The organism is Verrucomicrobiaceae bacterium (assembly GCA_016713035.1).
In the GTDB taxonomy this organism is placed as follows: domain Bacteria; phylum Verrucomicrobiota; class Verrucomicrobiia; order Verrucomicrobiales; family Verrucomicrobiaceae; genus Prosthecobacter.
In genome coordinates, this window is the sequence record JADJPW010000003.1 from 509,163 (window position 1) to 528,881 (window position 19,719).

Consider the following 19,719-nt stretch of genomic DNA (forward strand, 5'->3'; position numbering starts at 1 on the left):
GGCTGAGAATGAGAACTGGCAACGCCCATCCCCAGAATCTCGCCGCGCACACATCGCACACAGCTCAGATTTCAGTTTTCAGCGCCTCGTTTCCAGACTTCTGTGAGCGCTTTCTTCCTCATGCCCTCCGCCCTCGACTGGCTCTACTCCACACAGCTCTTCGGCATCAAGCTAGGCCTCGACGGCGTCCACCGCCTGCTCACCGAGCTACGTCTGCCCGCTGCGGGCCAAAAAATCATCCACATCGCCGGGACCAATGGCAAAGGCAGCACGAGTGCCTTCATCCACTCCATCCTGAAAGCCGCAGGGCACAGCGCAGGCCTCTTCACCTCACCGCACCTCATCCATTTCCGCGAGCGCATCAGGGACACCCAGCGCTGCATCAGCGATGCCGAGATCGAATCCGGCCTCTGCCGCCTCCGCCAGCATGTGCAGCACTGGGAGCCGCACCCCACCTTCTTCGAGCTCGCGCTCGCTCTCGCGCTCGATTGGTTCAGCCAGCGTGAAAACGAGTGGATCGTGCTCGAAACAGGCCTCGGAGGCCGATTGGATGCCACCAATGCCGCCGCCCCCATCGTCAGCGTCCTCACGCCCATCGGCTGGGATCACATGCAGTTCCTCGGCGATACCCTGGAAAAAATCGCCGCAGAAAAAGCCGGCATCATCAAGCCCGGCATCCCCGTCGTCACCGCCCCGCAGAGTGCGGAGGCGATGGCGGTCATCACCCGCGTCGCCGCGCAGCAGGGCTCGCAGCTCATCCGCGTGCAGCAGCCCTGCACGCATCCTCTCGGCCTGCACGGCCCACATCAGCAGTGGAACGCCGCACTCGCCCTCGCCGCACTCCAGGCCACCGGGCTCACACTTTCCGAAAGCGCCATCGCCGACGGCCTGCAGCACGTTGATTGGCCTGCACGCTTCCAAACCCTACGCCCCGGCCTCATCCTTGACGGAGCACACAACCCCGACTCCGCGCAGGCCCTCGCCGCTGCCTGGCGGGCAGCATTTGGCGATCAAAAAGCCGCCCTCGTCTTCGGAGCCGTCGCGGGGAAAGACATCCAGGCCGTCCTGCACGAGCTAGCGCCCATCTGCGCCGAGTGGCATCTCACCGCCTTTGATTCCCCGCGTGCACTCAGCACCGCCGAGGTGCGCCAAAGCCTCCCCACCGCCGAAACACCCATTTTTGAGCATCCCAGCCCGACGCACGCCCTCCGAGCCATCGCCGACAAAACCCCCGCCCTCATCTGCGGCAGCCTCTACCTCGCTGGTGAGGTGCTTTCCCTGTTCCAAGGACAACCAGAGTCCTTTCAGCCTAGCATGCAGTGAGTGGGGGGGGAGGTGAGAACAGCCGAATGAGCGGAAAGCTTGCCACGATAGCCGCCTTGTGGCATTTTGATCCTGTGATGACGAATGCATTTGCCGATCTCGAACAGGCGTTGAATCCCGCCGAGCCCATTTTCACGGTGGAAGGTGCGCGGCGGCTGGTGAACATGCCGCCCAATTCCGAGCGAATTTCCCGTATGGAGGAGCTTGGTGCAAAATCGAGCGAAGGCACTCTAAGCGCCGTGGAGCGAAGCGAGTATGAGGCGCTGATTCATTCGTCCAAACTGATGTCGGTGCTTCGCTTGAAGGCAGGAGCCTTTCTGCAAAACCTCAAGGCCGCCTGATTTGGATCGGAAGCTACGAGATCGGATTCGAGAGCGTGCGCTTTGGCGCTGCGAATACTGCCGTCTGAGGATGCAGGATGAAATCGACGCTGCTTTTCACATTGAGCACATCGTGGCAAAGCAGCACCGAGGTCCCACGATAGAGGAAAACCTCGCTCTAGCCTGTTCCGGCTGCAATCTGCACAAGGGCACCAACCTTTTCAGCCTGGACCCGGATACAAACCAACCAGTGAGGCTCTTTGATCCACGCAAGGACCGCTGGGAAGACCATTTTCGCCGAGTTGGAGCACGCATCCTAGGAATCACGGGTGTCGGACGCACAACGGCCTGGCTGTTACAGTTCAATAGCGATCTGAATCTGCTGCAAAGGCAGGCCATCCTCGACAGGCGTGCATTGGATTAAGAAGCGATGGATCTGCCCGGTGCCTTGACTTCGACGACGTCAGCCCCTTGCACGGCGTGATCATGGCACCATGGAACCGCTCCCAAAATAAGTCGCCGTCGATGTGCTGCTCGAGGACGCAGAGTGAGTTTTAACAGTCAGAGAGCCTCGTGAAGTTCGGGGCCGCCGGTCCTCTGCCGCAGTGGGGCAGAGGACAGGAGATTTTCATGCACTCTCTTTTGTAGCCTCACTCAGAGGCAAAAACTGGCGACGAGTCAGATAGTAGCCCTTCTCGTCTTTGCGGACGCACGCGGTGAGCTTCCAAGAAAGCCTTGTTGTCGATGATGTGTCGGAATTGGAGATGAAATCACACTCTAAATCGCACCAGCCACCCAAGTCTGGTCTCCGACATCGAACAATCAAAGTTGCAGGCATGGCTCTGCGAGTGGTGCCAAGGCTAACGCTGTCTCGCCACTGTTTATCTGCGACGAAAGTGATAGCGACATCGAATCGATGTCCCTCGGACATCATCTGATCAATCTCGTCTCGAAGTACTTCTAAGGTGATGAAGTCCTCCAAATCTTTGGATGGTAGAAAGTCCATGAAATGTAACTTTACGACAACAAAGTAGTCCAGAGCTTGAGCTCGTCACCGACTATTCGCAGGAGAATGGCGATTTGGCCTGCCACGCTTTTCGCGCTAAAGCGCTGGAGTACTTTCGCTGAGGCTGATTCGAGGGTGGTGGCTGGCGAGGGCACAGAAGGGAAGCTGGCGTGTCCACATGCTCAATTCGATACCACACTCGGTTCCGCACGTCGATTGAGGAACTGCCTGCTCTTCACGATCTCCAGCACGGCAGCCGAAAACTTGCCGCCATTCGCTTTCAGCGAGGCCTGCATCTGCTGGAGGAGTTTTTTGTCACTGGGCAATGTCTGGCGTCCCAAGGCGTAGCCGAGGAGTTTGCGAGTGAATTGGGTGAGGAACTGGGGCTCGTTCTTTTTGAGGTAATCGCGGAGGCCGGGGAGGCCGGTGAACTTGGTGCCATCCATCATTTCGCCAGTATCGTCGATTTTGCCGCCAGCTTCATCGGTGGGGCGGAAGCGGCCGATGGGGTCGTAGCTCTCCAGCGCGAAGCCGAGCGGGTCGATGCGCTCATGGCAGACGGCGCAGGCGGAGTCGGTGCGATGCTGCATGAGGGCCTCGCGCAGGGAGGAGGGCTTGCTGGTTTCTTTGAGTTCGGGGACGTTCGGCGGCGGCGGCGGGCTGCTGAAACCGAGGACGACTTGATACAGGTAGTCACCGCGCACCACCGGGCTGGTGCGGTGCGGGCGGGAGGTCTTCGTCAAGATGGCGCCCATGCCGAGGAGGCCGCCACGGTTTTGCTGCGCGGCTTTGACCTCGCGGAAGTCGCCGCCGGTGACGCCGGGGATGCCGTAGTGCTTGGCGAGGCGTTCGTTGATGAAGGTGTAGTCGCCGCCGATGATGTCGGAGACGTTGCGGTCATCGCGGACGAGATGGGTGAAGAACTCCACAGCCTCACGCAGCATGTCGTTTCGCAACTCGGGCGTGAACTGCGGGAACTTTTTTTCATCGACGGTGCTCTTCTCGTCGAAGCCGTTGAACTTCAGCCACTGGCCGGCGAACTCTTTGGCCAAAGCGGAGGCTTTCGGATCACGCAGCATGCGCTGGGTTTGTGCGGCGAGCACTTCGGGCTTCAGCAAGCTGCCGTCATCGGCGGCTTTGCGGAGTTGCCAGTCGGGCAAGGATGCCCAGAGGAAGTAGCTGAGGCGTGAGGCCAACTCGTGCGCATTCAGCGGCACCTCGGTGGTCTTCACATCGACGACCTGCGGCAGCGTCTCGGCTTTGAAGAGGAAATTGGGCGAGACGAGCATGCGCACGAGGACTTCACGCGCGGAGGACTCACGGTCGAGTTCCTTCGCACGGCTGGCGAAGTAGAGAGCGTCGAGTTTTTTGATCTCGTCCTCGCTGATGGGCCTGCGCCAAGCTTTCTTGGCGAACTCGTGCAAATGCCAGAGCAGGGAGCCGTCGAACTCGCCCTGAATCTGTTTGTTGGCGTTCGGGTTGAGCACGAGACGCCAGTCTTTCTTCATCGCGACGAGCATGTCCCTGTCCCTCTGGCCGAGGAGTTCGCCGAGTTGCTCGTCGTAGTAATAATAGACGCCGAGACCGGGTGAGCGGCGGTGCATGTTCTCTGCCACGATTTCGAGGCGTCGCTCAAACATGTCCGCAAAGGCCTGCTTCATGGAGTTGAACTCTCCCATGGTCTGTTGCGCGGCTTTGGTGCCGCGTTTCCAGACGGTGACCACACCGGACATGACCTTCGTCACTTCGCGTGGCTTGTCGGTGCTGAGTGCCCACTGGATGGTGGCGTTTTCGACCTCGGGGTTTTCCATGTCGAGGCGTGTGTCCACCTTCAGCCAGTGTGCGCCTTCCGGCAGCGGCAGGGTGAAAACGGTAGGCGCGGCAAAGGCGAGCACCTGCGGCTCGATGGTGCGGCCGGGCTGCGGATGCTTGCCATAGGCGGCACGCATCTTCTCCAACTCGGCAATGCGGGCCTTCAGCACGTCGAGATTTGGCGGCGGTGGATTGGCGGCGGCCAGCTTCTTCTTTTCGTCGAGCGTCTTGGTGAGCCAGTGGAAGTAATTGAGCTTCTGCTTGCCGACGCTGACCTCGATGTAGGTCACGAGGGCGACGTCGCCCTTGTTGCCATCGGCGGTGTCGCCAAAGCAGAGGTGGACGTGTGTTTTGCCATTCACGGAGGTCTGCATCGGATACGGGCGGATGCCGTCGCTGTCCTGCTGCCAGCGCTGCGGGCCTTCACCGGGGCGTTTGGGATTGTTCCAAGACTGGCGATCCGCCGCGATGGTCTGGATGATGCCGAGGGCGACCTTTTCATCCGCAGGCAAGGCACGCCAGGGCACGCGAGTGAGGTCGAGGAAGCGTGATTTCGGCTCGGTGTTGTTCAGGTGCTTCCACCAGTTCGCGAGGAAGTAGATATTGAGCTTCATGTCCTTCGCGAGCTGCTCCAGCGGCACTTTTTGATGCTGATGCTTCCAGCAAGCGTGCATGTAATCGGCCTCACGCAGCGGCTGATCATCCGTCGGCAAATGCGGTGCGGCCTTTTGTTGAAGCCAGACATACAGACCCTGCTGAGCCTGCGCCTTCACCTGCTCCGGCCCGCGCAGGCCGATGCGGCTCGGATGAAAGACGATGCCGGTGCCCGGCATGATCGTGGCGTAGTCCGCGAGTTTGCGTGCCGCTGCGAAATACTTGTCGATGGCCGCCGGGCTCATGAAAAGCACGTCGCCGGTGTTGGTGAAGCCCTCGCCGCCGCCGCCATCGGTCTGGAATTCTTTAGCTAGGGCATAATCGCGGCCCGTGAGGTCACGGATCGTGTAATCATACTCCGCATTCGTGAGACGGCGCATCGTCACCGGACCAGGATCGCCGGATTTCGCCTCCGCCAGCAGATCCAGCGAATGCTGCACCCAGCCGGTGATGCCCGCTTTTTCCTCCGGCGAGAGCTGCTTCGCCTTTCGCGGCGGCATGTCACCGTTGTCGATGGTGTCCTTCACATCGGCCCAGAGCTTAAAATTCGCCGGCATGTCAGGATTAGCGGCCAGCACCTTCAAATCGACCTCACCCTTGGTTTTTTCACCTCCATGGCATCCGTAGCACTTGGCCGCGAGCATAGGCTCGACGACCTTCCAATCAGCAGAGCGAGCAGGAAGGGCAAAAAGGACAGAAGAAATGAAAAAGACGGCAAAACGGCGCATGGGGGCTGATGACTACGCACATGCTGGGGCAGATTTCATGCCGGATTTGTGCTCTGCGATGTGTCCATTGGCGGAAAGGCGTATCAGAGGTATTCTCGGGGCATGACGACGGCTGAAATCACTGCTGCACTCGAATTGATCCGCCAGGAGACGGATTTGAACGCCAAAGCCCTGCTGCTGGCCGGGCTGGTGTCGGAGTTGTTTCGCGAGCGAGGCTTTGAGCCGGTCGTGGTCGGTGGCTCAGCCATCGAGTTCTACACAGACGGTGCTTATATGTCCGGCGACACTGACATTTGCTGGACCGGCTGGCCGCAGCCGACGGAGGAGCAGAAAGAGGAAATCATGCGCCAGATCCCCGGCGTGAAATGCCACGGTGGAGCCAAAAGCTGGGGCATCGAGGGCCTGTGGATCGACCTGCTGGGGGAGATCGACTACAGGGCGGATACGGATTTGGTGGTGCTTGAGACGATGGTTGGAGAGGTGACGCTGATTCCCGTCGAAGATGCGCTCGTGGGACGAGTGTATGCTGCGCGATGCTATTGCAGTGGCTATGACGAGAAAGATGATGACTGCGCCAAGAAACTCATGACGGCGGTGCTTCTCGGTCATGTGCCCATCGACTGGGAAGAGACTCGAAAGATCGCTGCCTGCCCCAAGTTCAACTGCTTGGCTGTTTTTGAGGCCTTCAAAACCGAGGTCGAAGCAGAACTGGCAAAATCTACCATTTGAGCTACTTCTAGCCGCATGACACCCACGACACTAACCATCAAACCCGACCGGCGTTGGACCTGGGAGCAATGGCAGGCGGGCCGCGCTGAGCGGCGGCGCGTGGGGAATCTCGTGGCACCGAAGAACATCCGGCGGACGAAAAGCGAGGGCGATGAATACCTTCGCGAAACCTACGGCGGCGAACGCGGACCAAAGTTCAACAAGCCCTTCGATCCTTCGGCGGACGAGGTTTGAGGCAGCGATTCACTTCTCCACGCCCATCTGCCAGAGGATGAAGGCCATTTCCTCCGCGACCTCGTGCAGGTGCTCGTAGCGGCCGGATTTGCCGCCGTGACCGGCTCCCATGTTGGTTTTCAGGAGCAGCAGGTTTTTGTCGGTCTTCATCGCACGCAGTTTGGCGACCATTTTGGCGGGTTCCCAGTAGGTGACGCGGGGATCGTTCAATCCGGCGGTGAAGAGCATGGGCGGATAGGCTTTGGCCGTCACGTTGTCATACGGGCTGTAGCTGCGGATGAACTCGAACGCGGCTTTGTCCGTGATGGGATTGCCCCACTCGGGCCACTCGCCGGGCGTGAGCGGCAGTTCCTCATCAAGCATCGTGTTCAGCACATCGACAAAGGCCACGTGGGCGACGATGGCACCAAAAAGCTCCGGCGCTTGATTGGCGACCGCGCCCATGAGCTCGCCACCGGCGCTGCCACCGCTGGCGGTGATGCGGCCCTTGGATGTGAAACCCCGCTCGATGAGGCCACGGGCGGCATCGACGAAGTCGTTGAAGGTGTTCGTGCGCTTTTGCAGCTTGCCGTCGAGATACCACTGGTAGCCCATGTCATCACCACCGCGGATGTGGGCGATGGCATAGGCGAAGCCGCGATCCACGAGCGAGAGGCGTGTGGTGGAGAAATCCGGCGGTGTGGCCATGCCGTAGGCTCCGTAGGCGTAGAGGTGCAGCGGCTGGCTGCCGTCTTTTTTGAAGCCCTTCTTCGTGAGGATGGAAACGGGCACCTGCACGCCATCGCGAGCCTGGATCATGATACGCTCGGTTTGATACTGGCTGGCGTCGTAGCCGCTGGGGATCTGCTGCACCTTCAGCGTCTCCAGGCGCTTCTCGGCGATGTGGTAGTCGTAATCGGTGCTGGGCGTCACCATGGACTCGTAGTCGATGCGCAGCTTCGTCACGGCGTATTCGGGATTGGCACCGAGACCGGCGGTGTAGCTCGATTCGGGGAAAACAATGCGCTCGGGCTTCAAAGGCTCGTCGTAGCGGCGAATCTCGATCTGGTCGAGTCCGTCGATGCGGCCTTCGGTGACGAAGAAATCTTTGAAGAGGCCGATGTCGGTCAAATAATGCCGATCGGAGCCTGCGATGAGCGTTTTCCATTCGCCGGGCTTCTCTAGCGACGCGGTGGCGATGCGGAAGTTCACATGCTCGTCGTTTGTGTGGATGTAGAGCACGCCATCACGCACATCGACATCGTATTCGCGGCCGACTTTGCGCGGACTGATGAGGATGGGCTCGGCGAGTGGATTCGCGGCTGGGATGAGTCTTACCTCGCTCGTCACCTGATCGCCCGTGCCGAGGATGATCCAGTCCTCCTGCACGCTGAGGTCCACATCGCAGCTAAAACCGATGTCCGGCTCTTTGTAGAGCTGTTTGGCCTTCTTCACGTCATCGCCGAGGCGGTGGTAGTGGATGTTGTCCGTGCGCCAGTTGTCGTTCGCATAACCAAAGACGAGTCCCGCACTGTCGGAGGTCCACACGAGGCTGGAAAGCGTGCCGGGGATCACATCTGGCAGGTCTTTGCCCGTCGTGAGATCGCGGAAATGCACCGCGAAGCGCTCCGAGCCGTCGTCGTCATACGCATACGCCATGAGCTTTCCGTTTGGGCTGATGACGAGGTCGCCGAGACGGAAGTACTCCTTGCCCTTCGCGAGGTCGTTTTGATCGAGAATGAGCATCTCTTCGCCCCCAGTCGCCAGTTTACGGTAGTGACGACGATACTGCGAGCCTTTGGTGAAAGTGGACCAGTAAATCCAATCGCCGTCCTTTTGTGGCACGCTGCTATCGTCTTCCTGGATGCGGCCCTTCATTTCCTCGAAGAGCTTTTCCACCAGCGGCTTCTGCGCGGCCATGTGCGCCTCAAAGTAGCTATTTTCGGCCTTCAAGTAGCCGAGCACGGCTTTGTCCGTGACCTTCGGATACTTCGGATCACGCAGCCAGTGCCACGGATCGTCGATGGTGATGCCATGATGCGTGAAAGAGTGCGGACGTTGTTCAGCGACGGGTGCGGTGGGCATGGTGAAGGAATTCGGCTGCGCTGCGGCCTGGACGAGTGCCGACAGCGAAATCAGCGCGGAGAGAGCTTTCATGCCGCGCCCTCTAAACCGAGCAGGGGAGCGGATCAATGATGTAGAGTTGCTGATTGCGCCCCTCGTTGTGAAAATAAAAAGCCTCAGGATGGCTCACGCAAAGGCGCAAAGACGCAAAGTTCCCTGAGGTTTTCTGGCCTTTGCGGCTTTGCGCCTTTGCGTGAGTCTTTCAATGTATTCACGAGACTTGATGCCGTGCGTATTTGCCTCAACATGACCGCGTCATGAGAACCGACTTCGAGCACTTCCAACGCCTACCAGGCTTGCGTGATGCGGCGGCGGTACATGCGCGGTTGATGGAGGCGTGGCAGGAGCCGCAGAGGGCGTATCATGCGTTGCAGCATCTCGCCGAGTGCTTGGGGTGGCTGGATCGTGTGCAGGAAGAGGTACAAATGCCGAATCGCGATGCGGTCGAGTTGGCGCTTTGGTTTCATGACGCGGTCTATGATCCGCGTGCGGCGGATAATGAAGAACGCAGTGCGGAAATGGCCTGCGAGTGCCTCGATGCGACTCTGGCGAATGAAGTGCGGCGTATGATCCTCGTCACACGGACTCACCGTGCTGAATGTGAGGATGAGCTGTGGATGGTGGACATCGATTTGGCGATCCTCGGCGCGGAAAGGAGCCGTTTTGATGAGTTTGAGCGGCAAATCCGCGCAGAATACGCCTGGGTGCCGGAGGCGCTGTATCGCGAAAAAAGGGCGGAAATCCTTCGTGGCTTCCTGGAGCGCGGAAAGCTCTTCCAGACGGCTTTTTTCCGCGAACGACTCGAAGATCGTGCACGCGAGAATTTGCGCCGATTGATCGAATCCCTCGCCTGATCGACTCAGGGGGCCGCTTTGTCCTTGGTGGACGGTTTGGCGGCGGAGTTCACGACTTCACGCGGTGGCGCATTGCCGAGCGTGGGCATGTCGGGGAGTTTTTGGGTGAAAAGCCAGGCGATGATATCCCAGCGCTGCTCGGGGGTGAGCACAGTGTCAAAGCTGACCATCGGGGTGCCGTTCAGGCCGGTGGTGAGCACGCGGTAGATGTCCTGCGGGCGATCGCCGCAGCGCAGATGCGGCTGGCGTAGGTCACTGGGACGTGCAGGCAGCTCCCAGATGTCCTTCAGAGTGGGCACGGCCACGCCTTTGCCATCGGCGGTGGGGCCGTGGCAGGCGGAGCAGTTCGCGGTGAAGAGCGCTTTGCCTTTTTCGGCATGCGCGGCCTTTGTCTTCGCATCCTCCAGCCAAGCGGGCGGAGCGGGAAAGGTCAGTGGCTCGGCGTAGTTCTCCGCTTTGCGCCAGCGGCGGGAGAAAGACTTCACGTATTCGATGACGTTGGTGACATCCTCGTCGGAAAGCTGGCTGAACATGCCCATCGCGGTGCCGGTGAGGCCGTGCTTGATGGTGTGGCGCAGATCATCATCCGTGGGCAGGCTGCCGAAGGGCGTGGTGCGGAATTTGAACATGCCTTCGCGAAAGGAGCGCGGGCGCGGACTCAGCGTGGGTGCCATCTCGCCTTTGCCATCGCCACGCGGGCCGTGGCAGACGATGCAGTTGCGCTCGAAGATGTATTTCCCCTCCATGTAGCGGTTAAAGTCGAGCGTCAGCGGCTCTGCTGCCAAAGCGGAGCCACTGAAGAGGAGCAGACTGATGAAAAAAACGAGACACGGGCAGGGATAAACGTGGATTAGCCACCGATCACGGCGCGGCAAAGGGGACAGGTTGCGCTTTTTTTGCCATTTGGAGGGAATTCTGGCGAAAGTTTGGCGTCTTAGGACACGCATCTTGTTCGATCTTTTGCCCACGTCATGAAAATCCTCGCTCAACTCCTCACTCTCCTCACCTTTGCCGCCATGAGCCTACCTATATCTGCCGCCGACACCCCAGCCGCCAAGACCGAGAAAGCCTACATCGGCGGCGGCTGCTTCTGGTGCGTCGAGGCGCAGTATCTCATGCTCAAGGGCGTGAAAAAAGTCGTCAGCGGCTACTCGGGCGGCAAAACGGTCAATCCGACCTATGAAGACATCTGCACGGGCGAGACCGGGCACGCGGAGGTGATCGAGATCGAGTTCGATCCGGCGGTGACGAGCTACAAGGAAATCGTCGAGCTCTTCTGGGAGGCGCATGATCCGACCAGTGTGACCAAGGAGCCGATGGAGAAGCACGGCAAGTTCCTGCCTGCTGGCACGCCGTATCAGGGCAATGACTACGGCACGCAGTATCGCTCCATCATTCTCTACACCAGTCCTGAGCAGCAAAAAGTGGCGGAGGCATCGAAGGCCGCTGCGAAGGGGAAATTCAAAGATCCCATCGCGACCGAGATCGTGGCCCTGAAGAAGTTTTATCCCGCCGAGGAGTATCATCAGAACTTCCAGGAGCGGAATCCGAACCAAGGCTACGTCCGTGGCGTGGTGACGCCGAAGGCAGAGAAATTCAAGCACACGCTGGAGGATAAAGGGAAGCTCAAGGAAGAGAAGAAATGAGAGAATGCCATCCGCCGAGGTGGCAAAGTGGCATCTGTGCGGCAAAATGCGCCGCCCATGCCTGCTGAGCCCATTACTTTTTATCACCGCGCCCACCGCCGCATCGAAACCGAGCAGGTGTATGGCGAAGGTTTTCTGCGCTTCGTGTATGAGCATCCTCTGGGAGCACTGCCGCTGCATGCGCTGGTGAAGCGGAAGCTTTTCTCAAGCTGGTATGGCAGCCGCATGGATGCCCCAGCGAGCCGGGCCAAGGTGATGCCCTTCATCTCCCAGTACGGCACGGACGTCACGGAGCTGGCGGCTGCGCCAGAGAGCTACGCGACCTTCAATGACTTCTTTTACCGCAAGCTGAAGCCCACCGCACGGCCCATCGCTGCGGGGGCGGATGTGATCACCTTTCCGGCGGATGGACGTCATCTAGTGCTGCCAGACATCGCGGCCTGTGATGATTTTTTCATCAAAGGGGTGCGCTTTGATCTGCCTGCGCTGCTGGGGGATGCCGCGCTGGCGGCGCGTTTTGCACGGGGTGGCATGTTGATTTCACGGCTGTGCCCGGTAGACTATCACCGCTTTCATTTTCCGTTCTCAGGGATGCCGGGAGCGGCACGGGTGGTGAATGGCCCGCTGTATTCAGTGAGCCCTATCGCCTTGCGCAGACGGCCTTCGATCCTGTGGGAGAATCAGCGTGAGATCACCCTCCTGCGCACGGCCGAGCTAGGCGATGTGCTGCTGCTGGAGGTGGGTGCGACGTGTGTGGGCTCCATCGTGCAGACGTTCACTCCAGGGAGCCAGATCGCCAAAGGGGATGAGAAGGGCTACTTCCGCTTCGGGGGCTCCTGCTTCATCACGCTGTTTGAGCCAGGTCGTGCACGGTTTGACGCGGATCTGATCGAGCACAGTGCCGCAGGCCGTGAGGTGTATGCAAAGATGGGCGAGCAGGTGGGCAGGGCTCAGTGAGAATCGCGAATGATCGCAGCACAGGAGGCGTTTGGATGAGTCTGTGATGAAGCCTTTTCTCTCCCTGCTCGTTTCCCTCCTGTTCTCTGTCTTGGCCCCAGCAGCCCAGAAGCCGAATGTCGTTTTCATCCTCGTGGATGATTTGGGCTATGGCGATCTGGGGTGTTATGGACAGAAGATGCTGACGACGCCGCATCTGGACCGCATGGCGGTAGAGGGCATGCGTTTTACGCGGCATTACGCGGGTAGCACGGTGTGTGCGCCGTCTCGCTGCGTGCTGATGACGGGTCTGCACACCGGTCACTGCCGAGTGCGGGGGAATGATCCGTGGATCGTCCCCGATGGTGATGTGACGGTGCCTTCTCTGCTCAAAAAAGCAGGCTACCACACGGCTTGCATTGGGAAATTCGGACTCGGCAAGCCGCTGCCACTCAATGACCCGGAGCGAAAGGGTTTCATGGAATTCTTTGGCTACGTGGGCACCAGCCATGCGCATAATTTTTATACGAAGGGGCTGATGAGAAATGGGGTGGTCGTCGATCTGCCGAACACGGTGATCGAGGGCTCGTTCAAGAACGTGCAGGACTATGCGGGCACCGATTTCTCTGGCACGGGCGTGGCACCGCTGGATGGGCGGAAAGCCTGGGTGCCACAACTCCTCTCTGACGATGTGCAGCGCTACCTCGGTGAGCGTGCAGCGGCCAAGAGCACGCCCTTTTTCCTCTACTATGCACTGAATGTACCGCACACGAACAATGAGGCTGGCAAGTCCTCACCACTAGGGCACGGCATGGAGTGCCCCGACTACGGTGAGTTCGCCGCAAAGGATTGGCCCGCTGCGGAGAAGGGTTTTGCCAGCCTCGTGCGCTTCCTCGATAATGAAGTCGGTCGCATCACGGCGCGGTTGCGTGAGCTGGGCCTAGCAGAGAATACGTTGGTGCTTTTCTCCAGTGACAATGGCCCGCATCATGAGGGCGGACATGACAGCGACTTTTTTGATAGCAACGGCAGCTTCAAAGGCACCAAGCGTGACATGACCGATGGCGGCATCCGCGTGCCGCTGATCGCGTGGTGGCCTGGGAAGGTGAAGGCGGGCAGCGTCAGTGAGCACGTCTCCGGCTTCCAGGACCTGCTGCCGACGGTGGCAGAACTCAGTGGTGCGGAGCTGAAAGCAGAGACGGATGGTCTTTCCTATGCGCCGACCTTGCTCGGAGCGGGTGAGCAGCGTGTCCATTCGCACCTCTTTTGGGATTTTAACGAGCAAGGTGGCAAAAAAGCGGTTTTGAAATGGCCCTGGAAGCTCATCCACCTCCATACGGGCATCGGGCAAAAAAACGCGAAAAATGCCAAAGCAGCCCCGAAGGCCAAAAAGCTCGAAAAACTGCTCTTCAACCTAGAAACAGACATCGGTGAGGAAAGCAACCTCGCCGCTGAAAAGCCCGAAATCGTCGCAGAACTGGAAAAGCTCATGCAGGCCTCTTGGCGTGCTCCGTGACGTGCTCCACCGCATTCAGTGGTGCCATTTCGATGGGCAAAGGAATCGTAAACCCAGGTCCCCTTCCCTGCTTGTCATGAATCTGCGGCTCCCGTAGCGGATTCGGGCATGGGGCTGTAGGATCGCCTCATTTTCCATCCAGATAGGCCGCTAGAGCCTGTGCGAGCTGGGTGCCGACGGTGATGTAGCCTGCTGAGTTGCCATGAGGATTGTTCCAGGCAGTTTCGAGGGTGATGGAGATGCTGGACTCGCTGGTATGTGCACGTGCCCAACCGCTGCTCATGCGTCCGCGTTCTTCCTCGGTCTTTACGTAGGTGGCAAAGCGGTAGCGTGGATCGACACGCATAGGGCTGGTGATGTGCGCGGCGGCGAGCTCGATCCAGCGCTGATAATTCTCCCGGCGGAGTGCGCTGAGGCTTTCAAATCCAAATGGACCAAAGAAGAACGGGACACGATCACCTGCGCCGGGATTGTGCAAGTCCAGGAAGACATCGAGCCCGTGCTGGGCCTCGATGGCGAGGATGCGCTTCTGTGCTGCGGCGACTTCTGGATAGTGCGGAGCGGTGGACCAGTCGCGATTGTGGTCTTGGGGGATGGCTTCTTTGCCACCAGCCCCCAGAGCGACGTTGTCCACATCCATGATGGGTATGTAGTGAATGCAGCAGCGCTGGCGCAGTGACTGAGCGGCGGCATCTTTGCCAGAGATCCAGTCGATGAAGCCGCGGCCCACCCATGCACCACCAGCCTCCCAGGCATGTTGGCGTGCGTTGACCCAGACTTGTCGATCTGCATCGACTGCGCCGATGCGGATGCCGTGAACGCTGCGCCCCTCGCGTGTTTTGGCCAGCTCGAAGCGCTCGGCAGCGTCCCCGAGGCGTGTGTCGATTTCGGCGAGCAGTTTCTCAGCATGACTCGGGAGAAAGGGTGGTCCCCACGCGGCCCAGAGGCTTGTTCCGGCGGCTTTGAGTCGGTAGATGGCCACTTTTTCGGGCGTGCGCTCAGATTGAGCAGATTGAGCCCAGACCTGGCCATCATGACTGATGGCGGCGAGATCGGGCTGGCACCATGAGGCATTCAAAATCGTGCCAGGCCGGAATTCGCGGGTTTGAGCCTGCACTTCGAGCGTGAGCTGTTGGCCGGGCTGGAGGCCATCGAGTCGAAAATACCACCAACATGGCCAGCCACGGCCTGTGCGTAATGCAGGCATGATGCGGAGGATGCCGCGTGCTTCATCGAGAGTGACGACCTCGGCATTCCCGCCCTCGAAGTCGGTGGCCACACGCCATTCTGCGTGAGTCGGAGATGCGAGGGCTAGCAGGAGCAGGAAGAGGCGTTTCATGGGATCACTCCCAAAGACGACCACTGCGCAGCCATTCCTTCACGAGCTGGCGAAAGGCGGCGACGGCGGGATCATCACCTTCTTTAGCCCAGACCATGACGAGGGGGATGGTGATCTGTGGCTTGAGGGGAATGAGGGCGATGTTTTTGCTCTGCGTGCTTTCTGGCACGATGCCGATGCCGGCACCGGACTCGACGTATTGCAAAATGGTGCCGATGAGGCTGGGCGTGTGCTTGAGACGTGGTGAGAAGCCAGCGGCATCACAGGCGGCGTGGATGGCATCGTGGGAGCCAGCACCTTCTCGACGAGCGAGGATGATGAGGGGCTCGCTGGCGAGCTTTTTCCACGGGATCGAGGCCATTTGTGTCCAGGGATGGTCCTTCGGCACGGCGGCGCAGAATTTTTCCTCGCGGAGCAGGAGCGTTTGCAGCCCCAGAGCCTCATGGGCGAGCACGGGGCGGGTCAAGCCGACGGAGAGCCTGCCCTTGAAGACCATTTCCCACACTCGCTCGGGTGTACGCTCTTCTAAAATGACGGTGACGCGTGGGAAGCGGCTCTGGTATTCTTTGAGCAAGCGAGCGAGGAATAAACGCGTGGGAGGACCGATGTAGCCGAGGCGCAGCTCACCTTCTTCACCTTTCGCGGTGCGTTTCACGCGGCGTATGGCGTCCTCAAAGCGCTCGATGAGTACGGCGGTCTCATGCAGGAGCACGGCACCTGCGGGTGTGAGGCGTGGAGCGCGGCGCTCACGCTCGATGAGCTGGGTGCCTAGCTCACGCTCCATCTCCTGCACCGCACGGCTGAGAGCTGGCTGGGCGATGCGTAGCCGCCGGGCAGCGCGGGAGAAGCTGAGTTCTTCCGCGACGGCCTGAAAGTAGCGTAAGTGGCGCAATTCCATGATGGGGCGATCTTGAGCTGCTTCGGAGGAGGATGCAATGGCGTGTGGTGGCATCTTGCTTGGAATCTGCTGGATGCTCGGCGTGCTCCGCTGCATGCTGCGTGTGCTATGGACAGAAAATCATCTGGTTATTTGCAATTCACCCATGCTGGGAATCCGGCGCTGGTGCTCGAAGCAGCCGAACGCGAGACACCTGCGCCGCAGGGGCATGAGGTGCGTGTGAAGATGCGCTATGCATCGGTGAATCCGGCGGATCTGAACTTCATCGAAGGCACTTATGGCCGTGCGGCGGTGCCACCGTGTATCCCTGGTATCGAGGGCTGCGGTGAGGTGGAGTGCGTGGGGCCAGAGGTGAGTTCACTGGCCCCTGGGGATGTGGTGATCCCACTTCTGGGCACGGGCTGCTGGGCACAGCATCTCACGGCACCGGAGCATGCATTTGCGAAGCTGCCGCCGCAGATCGACCGCGTGCAGGCGGCGATGCTGCGAGTGAATCCGGTGACGGCATGGCTGCTGCTCCAAGATTTCACCACACTCGAAAAAGGTGCCTGGGTGGCCCAAAATGCGGCCAATAGCGGTGTGGGCCGCGCCTTGATCCAGATCGCGAAGCGCTTTGGCCTGCGAACGCTGAATTTTGTGCGGCGGGCGGAGCTGGTGGATGAGCTCAAGGCGCTAGGCGCGGATGAAGTCATCTTGGATACGGATGAAGGGCTAGAACAGGCAAAAGGCATTCTGGATAAAGCACCGCTGCGCCTCGCCGCGAATGCGGTGGGCGGAGATAGTGCGACGCGGCTGATGGATCTGCTTTCTGCGGAAGGCAGTCTCGTGACGTATGGCGCGATGAGCCGCCGCAGCCTGAAGGTGCCGAACAAGTTCCTTATTTTTAAAAACCTGAGTTTGCGTGGCCTGTGGGTTTCACGCTGGTTCGATCAAGTGAGCCGCGCACAGCTCTATGATGTGCTGGAGCCTCTGACGGAGATGATTTTGGCAAATGAGCTGGTGACAGCCGTCGATGAGATCGTGCCATGGCGGGATCACGCCCGTGCGATCACGCGTGCGCAGGAGGGCGGGCGTGCTGGGAAGGTGCTACTGGATTTCGCGTGATGGTTTTGCCCCTGAGCTAAAAAAAGCGCGAGTGGTCTTTCCGACTCACTCGCGCTCCGTGATGGTGGTTTGATGTTCAGCAGGCGAATCACTTCATCAGCTCGCCGAGCTTCGCAGAGATGGCGTCGGCCCAGATCTGATAGCCCGCGGCGGAGAGATGCAGGAAGTCGGGCATGATCTCGCGGGTGAGGCTGCCATCAGGCTGGAGAAATTTTGCACCAATGTCCAGGAAGTGGATGCTTTTTCCATCATCGAGCTTGGCGATGGTCGCGTTGACTTGCTTCAGCTTATCACGGCTGGCGTTGGGGCTGGCCTTTTCACCACGGGGAAAGACGGCGAGAAGCAGGATTTTCGCCTGGGGCTGCTTGCTGCGGACCGTCTCGACGATGGCGGTGATGCCTTTGGCGATGCCTTCAGGCGTATCAGCACCTGCGTTGTTGGTGCCGATCATGATGACGACGGCTTTGGGTTTGATGTTTTCGAGCTCGCCATTCTGGATGCGCCAGAGCACATGCTGAGTGCGGTCCCCACCGATACCGAAGTTCGCAGGCACATATTTGCCGAAGGCTTTTTCCCAGATCTCTTTCTTACCACCCCAGCCTGCGGTGATGCTGTCCCCGAGGAAGACGAGCTGCGCCTTGCCTTCCTTTGCGGTCTTCACAAAGCGCTCGTGCGAGGCCATGAAGCCCGTATTGGGCTTACCATCGGGCCCGAGCTTCGGCGCGGCGACATCCGGTGGCTGCGGCGGCAACTTGATGGCGGGAATGGCCGGTTTGGCAGGTTTCGGAGCAGGGGCAGCTTTCGGAGTCTGCGCGGCTGCGGAGAGCGTGAAAAGAAGGAGTGTGGTGAGAAGGGTGGATTTCATCGAGGCTGGTCAAAACGCCGCTGAAGGCATGAAATTGCCTTCTTTTATTCCATACGCTGGCGGTGATGAACGGAGACTGATCCCAGCCATTCATCACCGCATGAACTCGCCGTCCATCTCCTGCTGTACAGCCCCTCCGGGGCTCTCAGCGGTGCTTGAGCCGTCCTAGCCCTACACCCAGCTCCGTCTGGCGAAAGCACATCACTCCAATGCCGCACCACTCCAAGAAAGGCCGTTTCTGCTTTTGGATTATCCGCACATGCATTTTAGGCTCCACATTTGCGCGAGGACAAACATCGCTGTTAATGATAGAGTTGCACAAGGAATCCTTTTTCTGTTGGAGGAATAAAACTGTTCGGCCAACTACAACATGTGACCACCAGCTATAAAAATGTTGTGGGATAGGCTCTTTTTTTGCAAAATCGAATTCCATATTGCCCTACCAGCCATGGCTTCATATCGCTCATCACTCGAATTCAAGTTATTGCCCTCTATGATAGGGATGTTCCTGCCGTTCTTGGCTCTATTTGCTGAGGTGGAAATAGACGGCTTGAACTGGCCCAAAGAACCGGTCCACATCAAAGAACCCATTGTCATGCCATATGACGTGAATGGAGTCGATTTGCGCACATCAGAAACCGTTTTTGAAGGTGCTAAGCAATCTGAAACGATCGCAAAGCAAGGTAATGTAAAACTTGCTCTGCAATATTTATACTGGGCGATTGAGCGGAAACCAGAAACTTATGGTTATGGTGAATTGGCGACTTACTTCGCTTTGTCCAATGCACCTAACACCGCTATACATTGGCTACAAAGAGCCGCTTGGGCAGAGGGAGTTGAACCTGGACTTGTTGAGAAAGAACCTATTTTCAATGCTGTGGTGGCTGATGCACGCTGGCCCAAGATTAGGGAGTTCCTCATCGAGTCTAGGCAGGCTTGGCTGCAGAGCAGGCATCACACGGACATACTCATTTTGCCCAAAGACTACAAAACAGGAACTCAACTGCCTTTTGTACTGTTAATGCATGGACAGGGCGGAACTCCTGAACGCATGATACCCAGAGCTGACCTAAAGCCTTCCGCTCAAGCATTAGCAGACCAGTTCCAGATCGCTCTCCTATTCATCAGCGGAACACAGCCAATGGCCAAATACAGCTTCGGATGGACGAATGATCTAGATGCTGACTACATACACGTCATGCAGGCCTTAGATCGAGTGAAAGATCGAGCAACCCCGAAAAATGATCGTTTGATTCATGTTGGTTTTTCTCGTGGTGGACAAGTGGGAATTGAGTTGGCAGTTCGGCACACAAACCAGTTTCTTGCCTCCTGTGTCTTTTGCCCAGGGACGGTAGCGGGCTGTCGCCTGGATCAGGTCCATCCAAAGCCAAACCTCGCGGGGAAACACTACCTCATTTTAAACGGCGCAGGTGAAGATGCTCTATGTCACCAAGTTGCGGATCAGAATGTACAATTCGTAAAGCAGTGCGGCGCGAAAGTTCAATACGTTGACGTCCCTAACTTGGGACACTCGATGCCCTCGAATTGGACTGAGATGCTACAATCATGGCTAGCCAAAGTTTTGGCTACTCCATGACGGTTAAAAAGGCTATCGAGGCTCAATGCGCCGAGTTGCAAGCGGGTAAGGCACC

17 protein-coding genes are annotated in these 19,719 nt (G+C 58.8%); 11 read left to right on the plus strand and 6 right to left on the minus strand.

Annotated features, from left to right (window positions below; translation table 11 throughout):
• Nucleotides 1–120 precede the first annotated feature (120 nt).
• The 3 genes from IPK32_13130 to IPK32_13140 all read left to right on the plus strand — a co-directional run bounded on the left by IPK32_13130 (nt 121) and on the right by IPK32_13140 (nt 2,067).
• On the plus strand, nt 121–1,323 hold the full coding sequence (locus IPK32_13130) for a bifunctional folylpolyglutamate synthase/dihydrofolate synthase (protein ID MBK8092891.1): 1,203 nt from the start codon (nt 121–123) through the stop codon (nt 1,321–1,323).
• 56 nt (nt 1,324–1,379) lie between these two features.
• Complete coding sequence (locus tag IPK32_13135; protein ID MBK8092892.1) at nt 1,380–1,664, plus strand: hypothetical protein; 285 nt, start codon at nt 1,380–1,382, stop codon at nt 1,662–1,664.
• Between the two features lie 70 nt (nt 1,665–1,734).
• Nucleotides 1,735–2,067 carry an HNH endonuclease gene (locus tag IPK32_13140; protein MBK8092893.1) on the plus strand — a complete coding sequence of 111 codons (333 nt, stop codon included), beginning with the start codon at nt 1,735–1,737 and terminating at the stop codon, nt 2,065–2,067.
• Between the two features lie 764 nt (nt 2,068–2,831).
• Here the strand turns inward: IPK32_13140 and IPK32_13145 are convergent.
• A complete protein-coding gene (locus IPK32_13145) occupies nt 2,832–5,843 on the minus strand; it encodes a DUF1592 domain-containing protein (protein ID MBK8092894.1) in 3,012 nt (1,003 codons plus the stop codon).
• Nucleotides 5,844–5,945: 102 nt separating this feature from the next.
• Here IPK32_13145 and IPK32_13150 point away from each other — a divergent pair, with 102 nt between their 5' ends.
• Both IPK32_13150 and IPK32_13155 read left to right on the plus strand, forming a co-directional pair.
• Nucleotides 5,946–6,572, plus strand: a complete 627-nt coding sequence (locus tag IPK32_13150; GenBank protein ID MBK8092895.1) for a hypothetical protein — start codon at nt 5,946–5,948, stop codon at nt 6,570–6,572.
• Nucleotides 6,573–6,587: 15 nt separating this feature from the next.
• The gene (locus IPK32_13155) at nt 6,588–6,806 is read left to right on the plus strand and encodes a hypothetical protein (GenBank protein ID MBK8092896.1); all 219 of its coding nucleotides are present in this window, start codon (nt 6,588–6,590) and stop codon (nt 6,804–6,806) included.
• 9 nt (nt 6,807–6,815) lie between these two features.
• Here the strand turns inward: IPK32_13155 and IPK32_13160 are convergent, their stop codons facing one another.
• The gene (locus IPK32_13160; GenBank protein MBK8092897.1) at nt 6,816–8,942 is read right to left on the minus strand and encodes a S9 family peptidase; all 2,127 of its coding nucleotides are present in this window, start codon (nt 8,940–8,942) and stop codon (nt 6,816–6,818) included.
• A 224-nt stretch (nt 8,943–9,166) separates the two neighbouring features.
• On the opposite strand from IPK32_13160, the gene IPK32_13165 reads away from it, so the two are divergent.
• Nucleotides 9,167–9,763, plus strand: coding sequence for a hypothetical protein (locus IPK32_13165; GenBank protein MBK8092898.1), 597 nt, complete (start codon nt 9,167–9,169; stop codon nt 9,761–9,763).
• Nucleotides 9,764–9,768: 5 nt separating this feature from the next.
• On the opposite strand, the gene IPK32_13170 is transcribed toward IPK32_13165, so the two are convergent.
• Nucleotides 9,769–10,638 carry a cytochrome c gene (locus IPK32_13170; protein MBK8092899.1) on the minus strand — a complete coding sequence of 290 codons (870 nt, stop codon included), beginning with the start codon at nt 10,636–10,638 and terminating at the stop codon, nt 9,769–9,771.
• A gap of 96 nt (nt 10,639–10,734) precedes the next feature.
• On the opposite strand from IPK32_13170, the gene msrA reads away from it, so the two are divergent.
• Genes msrA through IPK32_13185 form a run of 3 tightly spaced genes read left to right on the plus strand, consistent with a single transcriptional unit; the run spans nt 10,735 to nt 13,861 of the window.
• Entirely contained in the window at nt 10,735–11,409 is a 675-nt protein-coding gene (msrA, locus tag IPK32_13175) for a peptide-methionine (S)-S-oxide reductase MsrA (GenBank protein MBK8092900.1), read from the plus strand.
• A gap of 57 nt (nt 11,410–11,466) precedes the next feature.
• Nucleotides 11,467–12,366, plus strand: coding sequence for a phosphatidylserine decarboxylase (locus tag IPK32_13180; GenBank protein MBK8092901.1), 900 nt, complete (start codon nt 11,467–11,469; stop codon nt 12,364–12,366).
• Nucleotides 12,367–12,412: 46 nt separating this feature from the next.
• On the plus strand, nt 12,413–13,861 hold the full coding sequence (locus IPK32_13185) for an arylsulfatase (GenBank protein ID MBK8092902.1): 1,449 nt from the start codon (nt 12,413–12,415) through the stop codon (nt 13,859–13,861).
• Between the two features lie 127 nt (nt 13,862–13,988).
• Here the strand turns inward: IPK32_13185 and IPK32_13190 are convergent, their stop codons facing one another.
• Both IPK32_13190 and IPK32_13195 read right to left on the minus strand, forming a co-directional pair.
• On the minus strand, nt 13,989–15,200 hold the full coding sequence (locus IPK32_13190; GenBank protein MBK8092903.1) for a zinc carboxypeptidase: 1,212 nt from the start codon (nt 15,198–15,200) through the stop codon (nt 13,989–13,991).
• Between the two features lie 4 nt (nt 15,201–15,204).
• Complete coding sequence (locus IPK32_13195) at nt 15,205–16,098, minus strand: LysR family transcriptional regulator (protein MBK8092904.1); 894 nt, start codon at nt 16,096–16,098, stop codon at nt 15,205–15,207.
• A 108-nt stretch (nt 16,099–16,206) separates the two neighbouring features.
• On the opposite strand from IPK32_13195, the gene IPK32_13200 reads away from it, so the two are divergent.
• Nucleotides 16,207–17,202, plus strand: coding sequence for a 2-enoyl thioester reductase domain-containing protein (locus tag IPK32_13200; GenBank protein MBK8092905.1), 996 nt, complete (start codon nt 16,207–16,209; stop codon nt 17,200–17,202).
• Nucleotides 17,203–17,290: 88 nt separating this feature from the next.
• Here the strand turns inward: IPK32_13200 and IPK32_13205 are convergent, their stop codons facing one another.
• Nucleotides 17,291–18,067, minus strand: a complete 777-nt coding sequence (locus IPK32_13205; GenBank protein ID MBK8092906.1) for a GDSL family lipase — start codon at nt 18,065–18,067, stop codon at nt 17,291–17,293.
• Nucleotides 18,068–18,515: 448 nt separating this feature from the next.
• Here IPK32_13205 and IPK32_13210 point away from each other — a divergent pair, with 448 nt between their 5' ends.
• Nucleotides 18,516–19,664 (plus strand): hypothetical protein, encoded by a 1,149-nt coding sequence (locus IPK32_13210; protein MBK8092907.1) that lies wholly within the window; start codon nt 18,516–18,518, stop codon nt 19,662–19,664.
• Nucleotides 19,665–19,719: the final 55 nt, after the last annotated feature.